3 protein-coding genes (1 of these 3 running past the window's edge) are annotated in these 18538 nt (G+C 70.3%); all 3 read right to left on the bottom strand.

Annotated elements, in window-relative coordinates:
• Positions 1-6: 6 nt before the first annotated feature.
• Tightly spaced (each overlapping or abutting the next), the 3 genes in view from OHB21_RS24025 to OHB21_RS24015 form a layout consistent with a single transcriptional unit that may run on beyond the window.
• Positions 7-1974: an acyltransferase domain-containing protein gene (locus OHB21_RS24025; RefSeq protein ID WP_195126259.1), complete on the bottom strand. Its 1968-nt coding sequence runs from the start codon at positions 1972-1974 to the stop codon at positions 7-9.
• Complete coding sequence (locus OHB21_RS24020; RefSeq protein ID WP_195126260.1) at positions 1971-14684, bottom strand: SDR family NAD(P)-dependent oxidoreductase; 12714 nt, start codon at positions 14682-14684, stop codon at positions 1971-1973. The genes OHB21_RS24025 and OHB21_RS24020 overlap by 4 nt, the downstream gene beginning before the upstream one ends.
• Positions 14681-18538: the 3' portion of a type I polyketide synthase gene (locus OHB21_RS24015; RefSeq protein ID WP_195126532.1), read on the bottom strand. It continues 19035 nt past the right edge of the window; only the last 3858 of its 22893 coding nucleotides appear in the window; its start codon lies off the right edge, out of view; its stop codon occupies positions 14681-14683. Before OHB21_RS24015 ends, OHB21_RS24020 begins: the two co-directional genes overlap by 4 nt.

Here is an 18538-nt window from a genome sequence, read left to right as displayed (position 1 = left end):
CCTTCGTCAGGCGGGTGTTCGTGCGGTGCGTAGTGCGGTGAGGGCGTCGGTGACGACGGCGGCGAGCCGCGCGCGCTGGTCGGTCAGGTAGAAGTGGCCGCCGGGCAGCAGCCGGCTGGACCGCGCGCCGGGCAGCACATCGCGCCAGGCGTCGAGTTGGGTGCGGGTGACGGTGGGGTCGTCCGTGCCGCCGAAGAGGTGAGCGGGACAGTGCGGCGGCGGTAGCGGCATGAATCGGTAGTCGTCGTAGATCTCGAAATCGGTACGCAGGGCGGGCAGGAACAGCGACATCACTTCGGGGCTGTCGCGCACCTCCGCGGGGATTCCGTCGTAATGCGCGATGGCCGAGAGGAATTCGTCGTCGGCGAGCGTGGACAAGCGGCCCGGACGCGGGAGATGTGGTGCGGCCGAACCCGACAGGAACAGGGCGTGCGGGGGCGTCCGGCGCGCGACCTCGTAGGCGGTGAGCGCGCCCAGGCTGTGCCCGAAGAACGCGCAGGGGAGGTCGAACAGGTCGCCGGTCGCGCTCAGCCCGGCGGCCACCAGATCGGCGAAGCGGCGGATCGGCGCGCCGTCGCCCGTCCTTCTGCGGGCGGGCAATTCGACGATGATCAGTTCGGCCCAGTCGGGCAGCAGATCCCGCCACGGCGCGTACGCGGCCGCTCTGCCGCCGGCGAAAGGCCAGCAGACGAGGCGGACCTCCGGAGTTCCCAGGGGTTTCCGGTGCAGGCGCAGACCGTCGCGGTTGCCCTCCTGGCCACCGGGTATCGCGCGCCCGTTCGCGGCGGGCTCGAACGCCTCGGATGTCGGGAACGACTCGACTGTCGCCGAAGATGCACAAGGTCCGCGTGTCGCTGACCGCGATGCCGGGCCGCCGGGCGCAGCGCCCGGAAGTGCGGAGCGAGCATCGAGGGAACCGGCGACGGACATGGGCTGCGGTACCACGCCCCGGTCCGCCACCGGAGAGCCAGGACCTGGTGGGAACTTCGCCGCTGCCCCCAGCTGCCAGGGCTCCCCGACAGGAGCGGCCATCCCCTGCACACCGAGTCCGCCGCCTGCCACACCACGCGGAAGTGTGCTCAGGTCAGTCACTTTCGAAATCGCTGTGACCGGAGTTCCGATCGCACCGAAGAACTTTGACAACGGGCTGGAGGGGCCGATCTCGCAGATCTCGCCACCGGTGGCGGTGAGCACGCGCATGTTGTCCGTCCAGCGGACCGGAGCGCTGATCTGGCGCACCAAGTGGTCCACCAGGGTCTCCGGGCGATGGAACTGCCCGGTGTAGTTGGAGGTGACCACGGTTGCCCGGTCCGGACGCAACCGTGGGACGCAGTCCGCCAGATGGGCGGCGAATTCCGGCTCGATGGCGCTCATGAGACGGGAGTGGAACGGCGCGCTCACCCGCAGCGGAACGAACCGCAGCGCGGGCAGCCGTTCGGCGAGCAGGCCGCGGGCGGCGGTGACGGACTCGGCGGTGCCGCTGATCACGACCTGGTCGGGTGAGTTGTCGTTGGCGATCTCGGCGCCCGCCGCAGTGACCAGCTCCGCCGCGTCCGTGGCCGCGATACCGGGGAGAATCAGCGCGGCCATCGCGCCCTCTCCCTCCGGCACGGCCCGCTGCATGAGCCTGCCCCGGGTGCGGACCAACCGAACCGCGTCCGCGAGGTCGAGCACGCCCGCCGCGACCAGCGCGGTGTACTCACCCAGGCTGTGTCCACCGAAAGCTGCTGGGCGCAGACCGGTTTCGGCGACAGCGACCCGATACGCGGCGATCTGCATGGTCAGGACGCACGGCTGGGTGTACTCGGTGCGGTGCAGGCGCGGATCCCGCTCGGCGCAGATCGCGTAGAGGTCTTCGCCCACCGCATCACTCGCCTCCGCGAACACCGCTCGCGTCGCGGGGAACTCGGCGTAGAAATCGACGCCCATGCCCGTGCGCTGCGCACCCTGCCCGGGGAACACCACCACCGTCATCGCGCCACCTCCACGGGTGCGGGCAGGTATCCGACCTCGGCGCAGTGCGCGAGGTACACGCGCACCAGATCGGCAACGGGCGGACACGTGATCCCCGCCGCCCCGAGTACGCGCCGCGTGTACGTCGAATCCGCGTAGGAACTCTCCTCGTAGTGGATGGTGCCGAACAGCTCGATGCCGTACTTGAACATCTCCAACGTCTGGCTGTCGTAGGTCTCCTCGGTCCCGCGCCTGCGGATGCGGCGCTCGGTGGCCTCGCGGTGGAACTGTTCCAGCGCAACGAGTTCCACGTCGTAGCCGGCGTCGCGCACGTACTGCACCACGTCGTAGTAGCGACGGATGTCGGGGTTGGTGAGGTGGTAGGTCTCCCGATAGGTGGGGCGCCGCAACGCGATGTGCACCATGGCGGCGGTGACGTAGTCGACCGGGGTGATGTCCCAGTGCACCGGTGTGAGCATGGTGCGCCCGGTCTCGATCATCGTCTTGAGGATGTCGTAGTAGGCGCCCTTCACGCTGACCTCGGAGAAGGGGTAGCGCCCGGTCACGCTGTCGCCCATGATGTTTCCCGGCCGCACGATGTCCCAGAGCAGTCCGCGCGCGCTCGCGGCGCGGATGAGTTTCTCCGACTCGTACTTCGTCCGCTGGTAGGGCAGGTGGTCGTAGCCCTGGCCCAGCTCCAGATCCCGTTCGGTGAACGGCGGATTGTTGAAGTTCAGCCGGTCGCCGAGGGCGCTGAAACTGGAGACGTAGACCAGGTACTTGCCCCGGCTGCCGAGCGCGAAATCGACCGCGCGCCTGGTCCCTTCGACGTTGATCGGCGCGAGGGCGTCGTAAAAGGTGACCAGCGTGGTGCGTCCGGCGGCGTGGATGGTCAGATCGGTGCTCTCGGCGAGATGCCGCCAGGTGTTCTCGTCCAGGCCGAAGCGGTCCTCGGACACATCGCCCAACACGGCGGTCACCCGCCGCGCGAAGGCCTCGTCCAGCGTGCCGCCGGGGTCGTAGGTGCTCAGGAAGTGTTTGATGCGGCCGGTGGCGGTGTCGACCGAGGTGCCGCGCACCAGGCAGGTGATCCGGACGGTGCTGGTGGCCAGCAAGTCGTGCAGCAACTTTCCGCCGAGCACGCCCGTGACGCCGGTGACGAAGACGGACTCCACCGGGACCGGGGCGTCGAGCGTGAGCGTTTCGACCGGCTCGACTGGTGCGGTGGTCTCGCTCGCTGCCGACGGCGCGGGTGCCGCCGCCGTATCGCCCACGATGATGCCCTCGTCCACCAGGTGGTCGGCGAGCGACCGGATCGTCGGATACGCGTCGGTCGCCTCCGCGGGGATCTTCACGCCGTGCGACTTCATCAGCCGGTTCACCATGCGCACGGTCGCCACGGAGTCGAATCCGAAGTCGAGGAACTCGGCGTCCACGTCGAGGTCGGTGATCTCGGATTTCGTGATGTCGGCGAAGATTTCGCGGATCTCCTCGCGCAGGCGGACGCGGAGGTCGCTGGTGTCGGGCGCCGCCGTGCCTGATCCGGGCGTGGAATGCGACTGCCTGGCAACCTCATTCGAAGACGGCGCCGGATTCACACCGTTCGCAGGCGCCGAGGCATGTCCGTTCGTGGTGCTCACCGGGACCGCTCGCGTCTCGGCGCTGGGCACCGCGCGAGAGTGAATGATGCTGGTGGACAGCGGCCTCGATGCCTCGGGTCGCGCGGGCCGGCGGTAATCCTCCGGCACGATCCAGTGCCGGGTGCGGGCGAAGGGATACGTGGGCAGACCGACAATGCGCCCGAAGGGCCGCTCGGACAACTCTTCCCAGGGCACGGTCCAGCCCGACGCCCACAGTTCGGCGACGCCCGGCAGATTGCCCGAGCGCAGCAGCGCGCGCACATGCGCACGGTCGGCCTCGGATTCGCCGGGCAGTTCGTCCACATCGCGGTGCGTGCGCGCCACGCCGCGGAACACCGCCAGACCCGCCGCGGCTTGGTCGGCGGCGGCGTCCTCGAGCAACCGGACGAGTTCGGCGGTGTCGGCCGCGACGACGGCTAGGCGATGGGTGAACGCTTCGCGCCCCACCGCGAGGGTCCACGCGACATCCGCCAGCGGGAGCGGGTGCTCCCGCAACCGGGTCGACAGACGCACGATCGCCTCGCGCAGACGGGTCGCGTCCCGCGCGGACAGCACGACGATGTGCGCGGATTCCTCGGGAACAGAGGATGATTCGCGCGGCTCGGGTGCGTCGGTCAGGACCACGTGGGCGTTCGATCCCCCCGCACCGAACGAGCTGACGGCGGTGATCCGCGGGCTCCCGTCGGCCGGGCGCAGCCACGGCGTGGGCTCGCGCACAACGCGGAACGGCGTCGACGCGAAGTCGATGGCCGGGTTCGGCGGGTCGCCGTGCAGGTTCGGCGCCATCGTGTCGGCGCGCAGTTGCAGCAGGGCCTTCACCACGCCGGCCGCGCCCGCCGCCGCTTCCAGATGTCCCACCGACGATTTCGCCGATCCGATCCCGCAGCGCGCGCCGCCGGCACCCGACAGACCGAAAGCGCGGGTGAGGGCGGCGATCTCGATCGGATCGCCCAACGCAGTGCCGGTGCCGTGCGCCTCGACGTAGCCGATGTCGCGCGGGTCGATGCCGGCCTGGTCGAGCGCGCGGCCGATCACGGTCGCCTGGGCGGCCGGATTCGGCACCGTGAACCCGTTGGTGTGGCCGCCGTGGTTGATCGCGCTGCCGCGGATCACCCCGTAGATGCGGTCGCCGTCGGCCCGCGCGTGCCGCAGCGGCTTCAGGACCAGCGTCACCACGCCCTCGCCGGGGACATACCCGTCGCCGCCGGCACCGAAGGTGCGGCACCGGCCGTCGGTGGACGCCCATCTACCGTAGCCGAGCAGCAGGTATTTGCCCGGATGGATCGACACGTTCACCCCGCCCGCCAGCGCGTAGGCCGATTCGCCGCGCCGCAGGCTCTCGCAGGCCAGGTGCAGTGCGGTCAGCGACGCCGAGCACGCGGTGTCGACCGCGAGGCTCGGCCCCGTGAATCCCAAGTGATACGAGACGCGGTTGGCCACCGCGAAATAGCCGGAGATCGGCACGCCCACGAACGCCTGGTACTCGGCGTAGCCGACCCCGGCGAACACCCCGGCGTCGGCCAGTCCGCGAGCCCGCGCGCTCGCGCGCAGCCGCTCCGGCGGGTAGCCGGCGTCTTCCAGTGCGGCCCAGGATGTTTCGAGGAACAGGCGCTGCTGGGGATCCATCTCCTCGGCGTCCCTCGGCGTGATGCCGAAGAACTTCGCGTCGAACTTGTCGACGTCGTCGAGGAATCCGCCCCACCGCGCATAAGTGGTGCCCGGCTCGTCGGGATCCTCGGACAGGAACTCCCGGTGGTCCCACCGCTCCGGCGGCACCTCCACGATGCAATCGCGCCCGGCCACCAGATTCGCCCAGAACTCCTCGATATCACCGGCCTGTGGGAACTTCCCCGCCATCCCGATCACCGCGATCGCGTCGGCGTCGGGGTGGACTCGGTCGGTGCGGGCGGGCGACACCTCCCCCATCACGTCCGTGTCCTGTGCCGAGTACACCCGCACCACGCCCGCGGAATCATTCGACCGCCCGGCGACAGTGTCGGCAGCGGCGTCCAGTTCGGCGCTGACGACCGTACCCCGTCCCGGTGTGGTCGCCGACAGGGATGCGCTCGCGATGCCCGGCGCACCGAGAGATCCGGCGTCGACCACACCTGCTCCCGGCGAGACCGCGTTCGGCACGGTTGCCGCAGCGGCTGCGCCGGTCGAGTTCCCCATCACGCCAGGCGCCTGCGAAGCACCCGCCGACGCCTCCAACTCACTGTCCGGTTGGAGCGCGACAACAGCCGCGTCCGGCGCCACACTCATCGCCCGGGTCGCGCGGACTCGGTCCGGGTATTCCTCGGCCAGGTAGCCCGCCAGATCGCGCACCGTCCGGTAGTCGAAGAACAGCGTGCTCGGCAGCGGGCCGAAATGGTCCTGCATGCGGTCGGTCATGGCGCTGATGAGCACGGAGTCGATGCCGAAGTCCGACAGCGGGATCCGGGTGCGGATCCGCGCGGGCTCCAAGCGGCAGTGCGCGGCGAGCAACGACTTCAGATAGGTCTCGGCGACCGCCCGCAGGGATTCCGCGCCGGAGGGCTGCACCTGTTCCGGGTTGGGTTGGGCATCGAGTGTCGTGGGTTCAGCGGGTGCTCCACCCGCCGCCGAGAAGTCCTGCGTCCCGAGTTCTCCAGGACTCCCGCTCGGGGATCCCGGCTCTGCGGTCGCACGGGCGGCGCGATAGCCCCGCGTCTGTCCGTGTGGTTCAGGGGCCACTACGCCTTCCGCGCGGGCATCCCGCATCCGAGTTTCGGCGAGCTGCCCATTCACCGCACTGGGGGCCGCCGGGGACTCCTGCGCGCCACGCTGTTCAGGAATGCCGGCGCGACCGGTGGGCGCTCCACCTTCGTGAGCCGCCTGTGCCGTCGGCGGTGCGACCGCGTCCGGGGCCCAGCACCGTTGCCTGTCGAATCGGTAGCCGGGCAGGTGAATTCGACGCACGCGGGGATCGGACCAGGCTGCAAGACGCACGTCCGCTCCGGTGACCCACTGGCGGGCTGCGGCTTCCGGGTCGGTGTGGAGTTCCGGGGCACCCGATTGCCGCGCCTCGTCCACCTCACCGACGAAGACTCCGGCAGGTTCGGCACCCACCGCCGCGGCGGCGAGCCGCGACAGCAGGGTGGCGCGCGAGTCGGCCACCACCGCGAGCCGGAACTCGAAGCGGGCCCGGCCCACCGCCAAGGTGTGGGCGACATCGCCCAGTCGCTCTTCGGGATTGCGGTCCAGGTGCGCGTGCAGTGCCGCCGCCGCCCGGCGCAGGCTCTCCGGGCTGCGCGCCGACAGCACCACGGTGTGCGGTCCCGGCGGGCCGGGCTCGGTGGGTGCGTCGGCGGGTGGTGCCGACACCACGAGATGGGCGTTCGTACCGCTGAATCCGAAGGAGCTGATGGCCGCGGTCCGCAGCCCCTCGGGCCAGGGCCGCAGTGCGGTGTTCACTATGAACGGCGAATTATCCAGTCCCAGAAGCGGATTCACGGTCTGTACGTGCAGTGTGGGCGGGATGAGTCCGGCGCGCAGGCCGAGCAGCACTTTGAACAGGCTCGCCATGCCCGCGGCGTGCGAGGCGTGACCGATGTTCGACTTCACCGAGCCGATCGGGATCGCGGGGCCGGTGTGCCCGGCGAACGCGGCGGTCAGCGCTTCCACCTCGATCGGGTCCCCGAGCCGGGTGCCGGTGCCGTGCGCCTCGATGTAGCCGATCGAGGAGGGATCGATGCCGTTGCGGCGGTACACCTCTCGGTGCAGCTCGGTCTGGGATCGCACGCTCGGTGCGGTGATGCCATTGGTGCGGCCGTCGTGGTTCACACCGATTCCGCGAATCACCCCGTGTATCCGGTCACCGTCGCGTCGCGCCGCCGCCAGCGATTTCAGGACCACCGCGCCGACGCCCTCGGCGATGACGAACCCGTCGGCGTCGGCGTCGAAGGTCGCGCACCTCCCCTGGCGCGACAGCATGCCCATAGAAGACGCCAGCAGGTGGTATTCCGGCGTCACGAACACCGCGACCCCGCCCGCCAGCGCGAGCTCCGATTCCCCCGACGCGATGCTGCGGCACGCCTGGTGCACGGCGACCAGGGCCGATGAGCACGCGGTGTCGAGGCCGAAACACGGCCCGGTGAGGTCGAGATGGTACGCGACGCGCGCGGGCAGGATAGCCGGGCTGTTCCCCGTGAACGCGTGGTGCGAGCCGACGCCGACCTGATCCCGCAACAGCGTCGCGTAATCCGATCCGGGCGATCCGGCGAACACGCCGCATCGCTTGCGTCGCAACGACGTCGGATCTATCGCGGCGTCCTCCAGCGCCAACCAGCTGTGCTCCAGGAACAGCCGCTGCTGCGGATCCATGTGGTCCGCTTCGGCGGGCACGATATCGAAGAAGCCGGGATCGAAACGATCGACGTCGTCCAGGAATCCGCCCCACCGGGAGTAGGTCTTGCCCGGCGCCGGCGCCCCCGGCCGATAGTGCTCGCCCAGCGACCACCGCGACCGAGGCACCTCTATCACCGAATCCACACCCGATTCGAGGTTGTGCCAGAACTCCTCGAGATCCGCGGCGCCGGGGAATCGCCCGGACATCCCGATGATCGCGATGTCGGTGCGGGAGTCGGCGACACCGTGCGCGGGCTCGGCATTCGTGTTCGCGTCCACATGCTCGCGCCGGTCGGTGGTGGTTGGAGAATCGGCCTGCGCACCTGGCCGGCCGTCGGAACCTCCAGCGGATTCCGCCGCTGATTCGAGCCCCGGCTCCCTCCCGTACGCGTGCTCACGATGGACGCTCCCCTCCACACATGCGCGCGTATCGGCTCTGCGGCCCAGAGGAGCCTCCGGACCCGTTTCGGCATCAAAGTGCCGTGCGAACACGCGCGCCGGGCCGGCGGGTAGACCGGCATCCGCGGCAACGCGCGCCACAGTGCGATCGGCCGGCGACTCGGCACTCGGTTCCGCGACACGCGAACCGTCCCGTGGCCCGGCAACAATAGTTGAACTCGAAACTGTTGGGCGTGCGCCGGATTCAATCACGGTCGCACCGAGTGGACGAGCACCGTCGGCAAACATCCGCCCGGTCAGCTCGCGGACCGAGGGATGGTCGAACACCACTGTGGGCCGAAGCGCGGAACCGTAACGGGCGTTGAGGGTTTCGATGATCTTCACGGCGAGAATGGAGTCGACGCCGTACTCGGAGAACGGGAGATCCGGTCGAATCTCGGTGACGCGCACATCCATCGCGGCGGCCACGACGGCGACGATCTCGCGTTCGAGGCTGCCGGCAACGGCACCGGGCACCGACTCTGGCTGACCGGCGAATCCGCGCCCCAGCCCCTCGCGATCGACGTCGGCCACGGTTGTCACCGCGGACGCGCTCGCGAATCCCACAACACCTCCGCTGTTTTCGCCGACGACCGTCGCCGGCGACGCCTCCCGCGCGCCCGCCGCTTCCCTTTCGGGCGCCAGGGCCGCGAAGAGACGGAAGCCGAGGTTCGGGTCGGTGGTCAGGCCCGGCCCGTAGGCGTGCGAGTCGGTGAACCCGGCCGCCGACAGGGCCGAGCGCCAACCGCTCTCGGACAGCAGCGGCGAGTCGGGCAGGCGCAGGTGCGGGTCGGTGCAGGCGTGCCAGCCGTCCAGCAGGCCGAAGGTCAGGGCCAACGCTTCCCGGTCGGCCACGGCCTCGGTGCAGGCGAGCAGCCCGCCGGGAGCAAGCAGGAAACCCGTGTGGCGCAAGGCTGTTGCGATGTCGCGGGCTGCGTGCAGGACATTCGCACACACCACCAGATCGGCGGAGCCGGCGGCGAATCCCTGTGCGGCGGGGTCACGTTCGATGTCCAGCACGTCGAACCGGATGCGGTCGTCACCGCCGAAGACGCGACGGCCGTGCGCCACCGGACCGGCCGACACATCCGTGTACCGATATTCGAACGGCGTGCCCGCCGCCGTCAACGCGTCCAGCACCGCGCGCGTGGTCCCACCTGTTCCCGCGCCGATCTCGAGCACGCGCAGCGGTGCGTCGACGCGTCGATCGAGCACCACCCGGGTCACCAGATCCGCGACGAGGTCGTTGGCGAAGTCGTAGGCGGGATTGCCTCGGTAGATCGCCGAAACGAGCTCGAACTCCCCGCCGGGGAACAACACTTCGGTGGCCGTGAGCTCCCCGCGCAGGACACGTGGATACGCGTCGAGGCAGGTGTCGAGCAGGCGGGCGTAAGGCTCCGTGGCCGGGAACCGCGCGAGCAGATCGGCCCGCATCCACTCCGTTCCGGGCGGCGGCCCGGCCACCACCAGGGTGTCACCCGCACGATCCGCGAGCCCGTGATCTACGAGCACGCGCACGCACCTGTCGAACAGGCGGGAGAACTTCCGCTCGATGGACAGCGTATCCAGCAGGCCCGGCAGTGGGTGTGCGCCCGGGCCGAGACCAATACGCGCCAGGGTGCCGAACAACCTCAGTGCCGCGTATCGGGCGAGTTCGAGTTCCCCTGCCTCGACGGCGATCTGGCGCCGAGCACGGTCCCCGAAGCGCCGGAGCAGGTCCTGTCGGTCGTCGAGCGCGGTGATCCAGTACCGCGTCTCCTCGAACGGATAGCCGGGGAGCGGACGACGACGCACGGGGCGGCCGAGTGCGGACCAGTCCACCTCCGCACCGCGCACCCACCGCCGGGCGACCTCCTCGGCCGGCGCCGTCGCCGCGTACACACCGGCGTCCGTGGACGCGGTGCCGGTCACCACGGCGTTCTCGTGCCCGGCGACGAATCCCGCCAGCTCGTCCGCGATCTCACTCGGCGTCCGCGCGACCATCGCGAGACGGACCGGCAGCGCGGGCCTGCCCTGTCGCAGCGTGCGGAGGGAATCGCCGAAGTCGGCCTGATCCAGATCTCGCAAGTACGGCACCATCCGCTCGGCGTATCGGCGCAAGCGCTCTTCACTGTGCGCGGAGAGCACGAAGATCTCCGGGGCGCTGACAGTTTCGGGTGTGCGGGAAAGACCGGCCCGGTCCGGCAGATACTCCGACAGCACGACGTGCGCGTTCGCGCCGCCCGCACCGAATGCGCTGATCCCGGCCCGGCGCGGCAGCGGTCGCCCGGTGTCCGGTGCGGTCCGGCGCGACGGCCACGGCTCGGCGCGATCGGGGAGCCGGAAGGGCAGCGCATCGGCATCGATCGACGGATTCAACTGTGCCGCATACAGTGTCGGCGCGATGCGCTCGTACTTCAACTGCATCAGGATGCGCACCAAGCCCGCGATCCCGGCAGCAGCCTCCAAGTGCCCTATGGCGGACTTGGTCGATCCCATGAGCCGGTTCGTCCCGACGCCCCGGCCGAAAACCGTGGCGAGTCCGGCGATTTCGATCGGATCGCCCAATTCGGTTCCGGTGCCGTGCGCCTCCAGATAGTCGATGTCTGCGGCCTCGAGGCCCGCTTCGCGCAGCGCCGCGCCGATGACCTCGGCCTGGGCTCCCGGGTGCGGCACGCTGTAGCCCGCGGTGCGGCCGCCGTGATTCACCGCGCTGCCGAGGATCACGGCGTGCACGGTGTCGCCGTCGGCGAGCGCGGCCGACAGCGGTTTGATCAGGACCGCGCCGACCCCTTCACCGGGGACGTACCCGTCCGCGCCCGCGCCGAACGGCCGGCACCGCCCACCGGACGACAGCATGCCCAGATCGCCCAGCAGCGCGAACTTGTCGGGGTGCAGCAGCAGGTTCACCCCGCCCACCAGTGCCGTGTCGCAGTCGCCCGCCAGGATCGCCCGCCGGGCCAGGTGCAGGGCGGTCAGCGACGCCGAGCACGCGGTGTCCACGGCCAGGCTCGGCCCGCGCAGACCGAGCGTGTAGGAGACGCGGTTGGCGATCGACGACGGAATCGACGCCACGGTCGCCGGCGCACCCGCGCGCGTCGAATCCACGCCCAGCAACCGGTAGTCGCTCCAGGTGACTCCGGCGAACACCCCGACTCGGCTGTCCCGGATGTGCGGGTGGCCTGGGTGATAGCCGGCGTGCTCCAGCGCCGCGTACGCCTCGCGCAGGAACAGTCGCTCCTGCGGGTCCAGCAGCGGCGCGTGCGCGGGTGGGATACGGAAGAACCGGGGGTCGAATCCGGCTACGTCACGCAGGAATCCACCTACGGGGCGTGGCTCGGCGGCCGGCCACGGGTGCGAAGCGGGCATCTCCCCGACCGCGTCGACACCGTCGCGCAGGTTGACCCAGAACTCCTCGGCGTTCTCGGCTCCCGGGAAGCGCCCGCTGAAACCGACGATGGCGAGGGATGTGTCGTCATCGGGAACGCCTGCTGTACCCGAATTCCCCTGTCGATCGCCGAGCGACGAAGCCCGGCCTCGCTCCCCGGAGTGCGACACGACGTAACCTCGCTGCGGCACATCGTCATCCGCATGCGGACTCGACGCGAGGTCCTGGTCACGCGGCGCGTCGTTGGCCATCTCCCCAGGGTCGGGATGGTGCACGGCGGGAAACAGCCTGTGCCGCAACGAGTCCGGATCGCCCCAAGCGAACGCGAGGTGCGGGCGGTTCGATGCGATCGCGGCGAGCAGCGCACGCACTCCCGTTTCGACAGGGAGCAACCCGATTCCGTTGGCGCGCAACGCATCGATCTGTGCGGCGGGAGGGCGCATTCCCGCGCCGTCCCACACCGGCCAGCCGAGGGACACGACCCGGCGCCCCGCTCCCGTGAACGTCTCGGCGAACGCATCCAAGAACCGGTTGGCGGCCGCGTAGTCGGCCTGACCCGGGTTTCCGAGCACGGCGGATACCGACGAAAACAACACCAGCAGCGGAGATTCCGGGATGGCTCGCGTCAGATGAACAGCACCGGAGAGCTTCGGAGCGAGGACGGCGCGGGCATCGTCCCGGTCCGTGGTCACGAGCAACCCATCGCGCAGGACACCCGCGGCGTGGAAGATCGCGTCGACACGGCCGAAGGTCGCACGGGCGATCGAGGCCACCCGTTCGGCGTCGGCCGCGACACTCACGTCGGCGCGGACATGGACGGCTTCCCCACCCGCCGCGGCGATATCGGCGAGCAGCGCAGCGGCGGGGGCGTCGAGGGGCCTGCGCGAGACCAACACCAAACCCGCGCCGTAGGTGCGGGCCAGCCGGAGTGCCAGTTCTCTTCCGATGCCACCGAATCCCCCGCTGATCACAGCCACCGCACCGGCGTCGAAGCGCGGGAGCGACTCCGCGGGCGAAATCTCTTGTGGCGAAATCTCTGTGGGTACCCGTACGTGCCGATACCCATCCGCGTACCGGATCTCGACGTCCGAGTCCGCTTCCTCGAGTTCGGTGGCGACAATAGCCGGGATCTGTGCCGGGTCGGCGCAGACGATGGACCGCAGCGTCGGGCGCGGCTGCTCCAAGCGCAGGGTGCGCGCGAGTCCCGAGAACAGCGCGTGGGACGCCCATCCGGCCGGTTCCTCCAGCGTAACGGCCAGCAGCAGACGGAAAGGTGCACCGTCGCGGGCGGCCGCGCGGACGAGATCACGCAACGGCAAGTAGACGTTCTCGATCGAATGGGCGGTGTCGAGATCGGGGCCGGTGGACGCGATCGCCCCGAGAGCGTGGGCGCCCCAGAGATAGACCGCCGCGTCGAAAGAGAGCCGGCGGACGGTGAGGTCGTCCAGGAGCGCACGCAGGTGGTCCGGTCGAGCCGGATCGATCACATAGCCGTCCGGCTCCGCGGCGTAGTCGGTTCCCGGGCGCACGCGTACGAGGTTCGCCGCAGGGTCGGGATAGGCCGCGGCGTCGGTGTCGAACACGAGCAGACGCGTGGGCTTGCGTGCCTCCGAGACCGGTTGGTCCCGCCGCCATTCGTAGGCGAAGGCGATCAACTCGTCCGCGCTGCCGTCGGGCACGCCCGAAGTCGTGTTCGAGCCGGCGGACGAGACTGGTTGCGACTCCGCATCATCCAGCGCGGGGTCGACGGTCGAGACGGCACCCGATCGGTAGCGCTCACCCACCTGCTCCGCCAGGTACCCGGCCAGCGCCTCGATGGTCTGGTACTCGAACAGCAGTGTCGGATAGAGCGGTTCCCCCGCGCGCGCCTCGAGCGCCGCCGTCAGCCGCAACAGGCGACCCGAGTCCAAGCCGAGTTCGTAGAAGCCGACATCGGTGGCGATCGTCGCCGGGTCCACCGCCAGCTCGGCCGCGAGCACGGCGAGGAGGTCCGCCGTAATCAGTGCCCGTGGATCACCACCCACCGCGGGTCCCGAGGGCGTAGCGGACGGCACTCGCGGTCGGTCGCCGAGTCCGGTCACCGCCCCGAGCCCGAGGATGCGGTGGATATCGGCGGCACCGCGCACTCGCTTCGAGGTGAGCCGGTACTCCACCACGGGCGCGCCACTGGGATCGTCCAGGCGCACATCGGCTTCCAGTAGGTCACCGCCGCCCGCCGCCGCGCGCACGGATGCCCGCACGAGGACTTCTTCGGGCGTGGACCCGTGCACGCGCACGTCACGGAAATGGATGGGAATGAAGGCGCTGTCGTCATCGATGCCGAGTCGCGCGGGATCGATGAACGGCACGATGGTGGACGCGTCGAGGAACGTCGGGTGCAGAACGAAAGCGCCGAGGTGGGCGCGCGCCTCCGGCCCGAGCCACAGCCGGGCGCGGACGTGATCGCCGTCCCGCGTGAATTCCCCTCGGGCGCGCATGAAGTCGCGATGTTCGATGCCCCGCGCACCGCTCTGGGCATACATCTGCTCCAGATCGCGGGGCTGTACCAACGCGGTGCCGTCGAAGGGAACCGGCGAAAATCCCGAATCATCCACGGACACCGTGCATTCGGCCACCAACTGCGCCGCCCCGCCGTCGGCGCCCACCGGACGCGACGTGATCCGCACGCTCCCGCTCGCCGTGTCGACGTGGAACTCCAAGCGGGCGGCGGCGCCCGGCGCCAGCCCGACCGGACGGTGGAACAGCGCCTCGGAGATCGTCACGCGCTCCGGGGAGTATCCGGCCGCCGCCGCCGCGCGCAGGATCAGGTCGAGATGAACTACGCCGGGCAGGATGCGCACACCGTGCACCCGGTGGTCGCGCACCACGGGATCGTCGGCGTACAGGGTAGTCGCGAAGCCCGGGAGGGCGAGGCCGGTCATGACAGCGACTCCAAGCGTAGGAATGACGCCGCGACGGGCGCGGCGCTCTCGAGCGGCGCGGGACGCGGCACCCGCTGAGCGACAAGCGATCCCGAGGGGGAACCTGTCGGCGGCTCGGCGGCCGGCTGCCCGGTGGCCGATTCCACCGGGCCCCGTGCCTCCACCGGAACATCCTCCGACGACAGTGGCGCCGTCACCGATTCCCCGCGCGGCCGATCCACCGGCACGCCGAGGGGCACGCGTGGGTCCGCCGAACCAAACGGTTCCACGGACCCGAACCCCGATGTGACCGGCACCGGTCCGGCGGACTCCGCGCGCGGCAGCAGGAAGCTCCGCTTGCGGAAGGCGGGCGCGGGCAGCGGATTGCGAACCGCGTGGTGAGCCGGAGCCTGCGCGACGATGAGATGCGCGTTGGTCCCGCCGAAACCGAAGGAACTGACCCCCGCCACGCGCGCACGCCCATCGGCCGGTGACCACGGGCTCAGTTCTCGAGTGACCCGCAGCGGCGACCCCGCGAAGGCGAAGCGCGGGTTCAGATTCGGGCAGTGCAGCGAGGGCGGCAGTGCCGCGTGATGCACAGCGAGCACGGTTTTCACCGCGCCCGCGATACCGGCCGCCGAAAGCAGGTGCCCGATATTGGTTTTCACACTGCCGACCGCGCACGGGGGCAGGTCGCGGCGCTCACCGAGCACCGTGGCGAGGGCTTTCAGTTCGATCGGGTCTCCGATCATGGTCCCGGTGCCGTGCGCCTCCACGTAGGACAGATCGTCCGGCGAGAGCCCCGCCGCCGCCAACGCCGCGGTGATCACGTCGATCTGGGCCCGCATGTTCGGCGTGGTGATCCCCATGGTGTGCCCGTCGTTGCCGACCGCCGACCCGCGCAGCACGGCGTAGATGCGGTCACCGTCGGCCACGGCGTCGTCGAGGCGTTTGAGCATCATCAGGGCCGCACCCTCACCCGGGACGAAACCGTCGGCGGTCTGGTCGAAGGTGGCGCACCGTCCGTGCGGGGACAGCACGCCCGCGGCCGCCAGTGTCACGTACGGCATCTCGTCCAGCAGTACTTCCACGCCGCCGGCCAGCGCCGCGTCCAGTTCCCCGGAGCGCAACGCCTGGCAGGCCAGGTGCACCGCCACCAGCGAGGACGAGCAGGCACTGTCCAGCACGACATTGGCGGCGTGCCAGTCGAAGTGGTCGGAGATGCGGGCCGCGATGAAGTTCTGCCCGATACCGACGATGGTGTGGCGGTCGGCGACGGGGATGCGGCCGAAGTAGTTGGCCGTGCGACTGCCCGCGTACACCCCGATCCGCCGCCCGGCCAGTTCGTCGCGGTGATAGCCCGCGTCGTGGGTGGCGAGTACCGCGGATTCGAGCAGCAGTCGTTGCAGCGGGTCCATCTGCCACGCGGCCTCGTCGGTGATGCCGAAGTAGCCGGGGTCGAAAAGGTCTATCCCGTCGACGAATCCGCCCCACTTGCTGTTGGTGGTGCCCGCTCCCCCGCCGTTCGGGCGATAGAACCGCGCGGGGTCCCAGCGCAGCGGATCGACCTCCCGCACCGGGAATCCGCCACCGGCGAGCATGCGCCAGAACGACTCCGGATCGTCGCCACCGGGCAATCGGCAGCCGATCCCGACCACGGCGATCGGCTCGGCGGCGCGACGACCGGCGTCGGACTCGAAGGTCCGGAATCGCTGGCGCCCGGTCACATTCGGGGTGGATGGCTCGGACGCACTTGGCGAACCGTTGCCGTGCTCCGTCGAACGCCCGCCGCGAAGTCCGTTCGAGCCTCCTTCCGCCGGAACCGAATTCGTCCCGTAGCGCGCTGGATAACGCTCGGTGAGCAGGGCGGCGAGGTCGTTCAGGCTGGGGTATTCGAGGACGAGCGCCGGGTCGAAGGGTTCGCCGAGGAGCTCTTCGATGCGGCGGACCGCGGAGGCGATGAGGACGGAATCGGCGCCGTACTCCTCGAAACGGCGGTCGCCCTCGAAGCGCTCCGGGGACAATTTCAGCTCGTCGGAGAAGACGGCTACCAGATCGGCGTACGCGCCGGATGGTGTAGCGCGCGATACCGTCGGTGCGACACGGTGTTCCGAGCGGGACACGGCGGGCTGCGCGATGCGGGCGGTCCGCGCGCGCACCGGAAGGTTCAGCGGTGCACCTGTATACGGCATCGCGACCGGAAGGGTTCCGGAGCCGAGCAGCGTGTCGAGCAGGTCGAAGCCCTCGGCCGCGGTGAGGGTCGGCAGACCCGTCGCGCGGTAGGCGGTGGTCTCGGCCGCGCCGAATCCGGTGTCGCGGAACGACGGCCAGTTCACCGAACGGAACCACGGGCGGCCCGCCAGGTGCTGTGCCTCGGCGAAGCGATCCAGCCAGGCGTTGGCCATCGCGTAGTCGGAGAGACCGACCGCCAAGCTCGGCAGGACCGCCGACACCGACGAGAAGAGCACGAAGAAGTCGGGGCGGTCGGCCGCCAGTGTCTCGGCAAGCGCCCGGGTGCCCGCCAGTTTCGGCGCGAGCACGGCGTCGATGCCCGCCGCCGTCTTGCGCACGAACGCCGGACTCTCGGTGGAGACGGCGCCCGCGCAGTGCAGCACACCGCCGAACGGTCCCAATTCGGCGCGAATACCGGCGAAGAACTCCGCCAATGCCGTCGCGTCGGTGAGCGGGCCGAAGTACGTGCGCACCGTCGCCCCGCGTTCCCGCAGCCGCAGCAGTGCGCGCACCTTCTCGGCGACCGGACCCGTCTCGGTGGAGATCCGCGCCCAGTCGGATTCCGGGGGCAGCGGGTCGCGGGCCAGGATCGCCAGCCGCCGCGCGCCTCGTTCGACAAGTTCGGCGGCGAACTCGGCGCCGAGACCTCTCGTCCCACCGGTGATCACGTACGTGCGTGCGGGATCGATGACGAAACCGGGTCGTCCAGCCGTGATTTCCGTCAGATCGGCGGCCTCGCGGACACCGTGCCGGTACCGCACCCGCACCGCGCCGTCGTCGGTCGCGTACTCGGCGCCGAGCAAGGCGCGCAACCGCTCCGGGTCGAGCGTGGCCACGGGGTCGGCGGTCAATTCGACCGTGCGGGTGCGCACGTCGCGTGACTCCTCGGCCAGACCGGCGACCAGACCTGCCAGTGGTGCGGTGGACGGGTCGCCGGCGGAGAGGTGCACGAGGACCAGAGGTGCGGTGCGTGCTTCCAGCAGGCCGCGATACAGGCCGATTCGACCGAAGTCGACGGACGGAACAGCTTGTGCGGGAACGAGATCACACAGGTCGATGACGTAGTCGGGTCCGTCGGCGGTGGCGGCGCGACCACGCTCGACGCCCGCTGCGAAGTCCGCGCGATCCACGCCGTGGGTACCCACCCGGATCATCCGCGCCGGATTCGCGGTCGCGGCCAGGGCCGTCACGATCGCGGCCGGGGTGTGCTCGTCGTAGACGATCACGGTCGCGGCCGGTAACGCGCCGGGGGTCGCGTCGGCGCGAGTCCAGTGTGGAACAAGTAGCCGGTGGGGCGCCGACTGAGCGGAAGAGGTACCGTTGTGCGCTCGCGGGACCGATTCGTTCTCCATGCCATCGGCGCGAGCGGACAACACCTCGGCCGCGGGCTCGGTGCCCACCACGTCGGGGATCCAATAGCGTTCCCGCGCGAACGGATAGGTCGGCAGCGAGATGCGCCGACGTGAACCGCTGCCGCGCACGGCTTCCCAATCGACGCGCTCGCCACGCAACCATCGCGCTACCGTCGGATCGGCGGCCGCGCGGGCGGAATCTCGTGCACCGTCGCGGTTTTCGATCCAGGCGCGCAACTCGGCGCGCAGTTCGCCCAGATCACCGGCGACGAACGCGGCCCGAGCCGTGCC

The sequence above is a fragment of the Nocardia puris genome (assembly GCF_036051655.1).
Taxonomy (GTDB): Bacteria; Actinomycetota; Actinomycetes; order Mycobacteriales; family Mycobacteriaceae; genus Nocardia; species Nocardia puris.
Note: the sequence above shows the minus strand (reverse complement) of the source record. Positions and strands in the feature narration are given on the sequence as shown.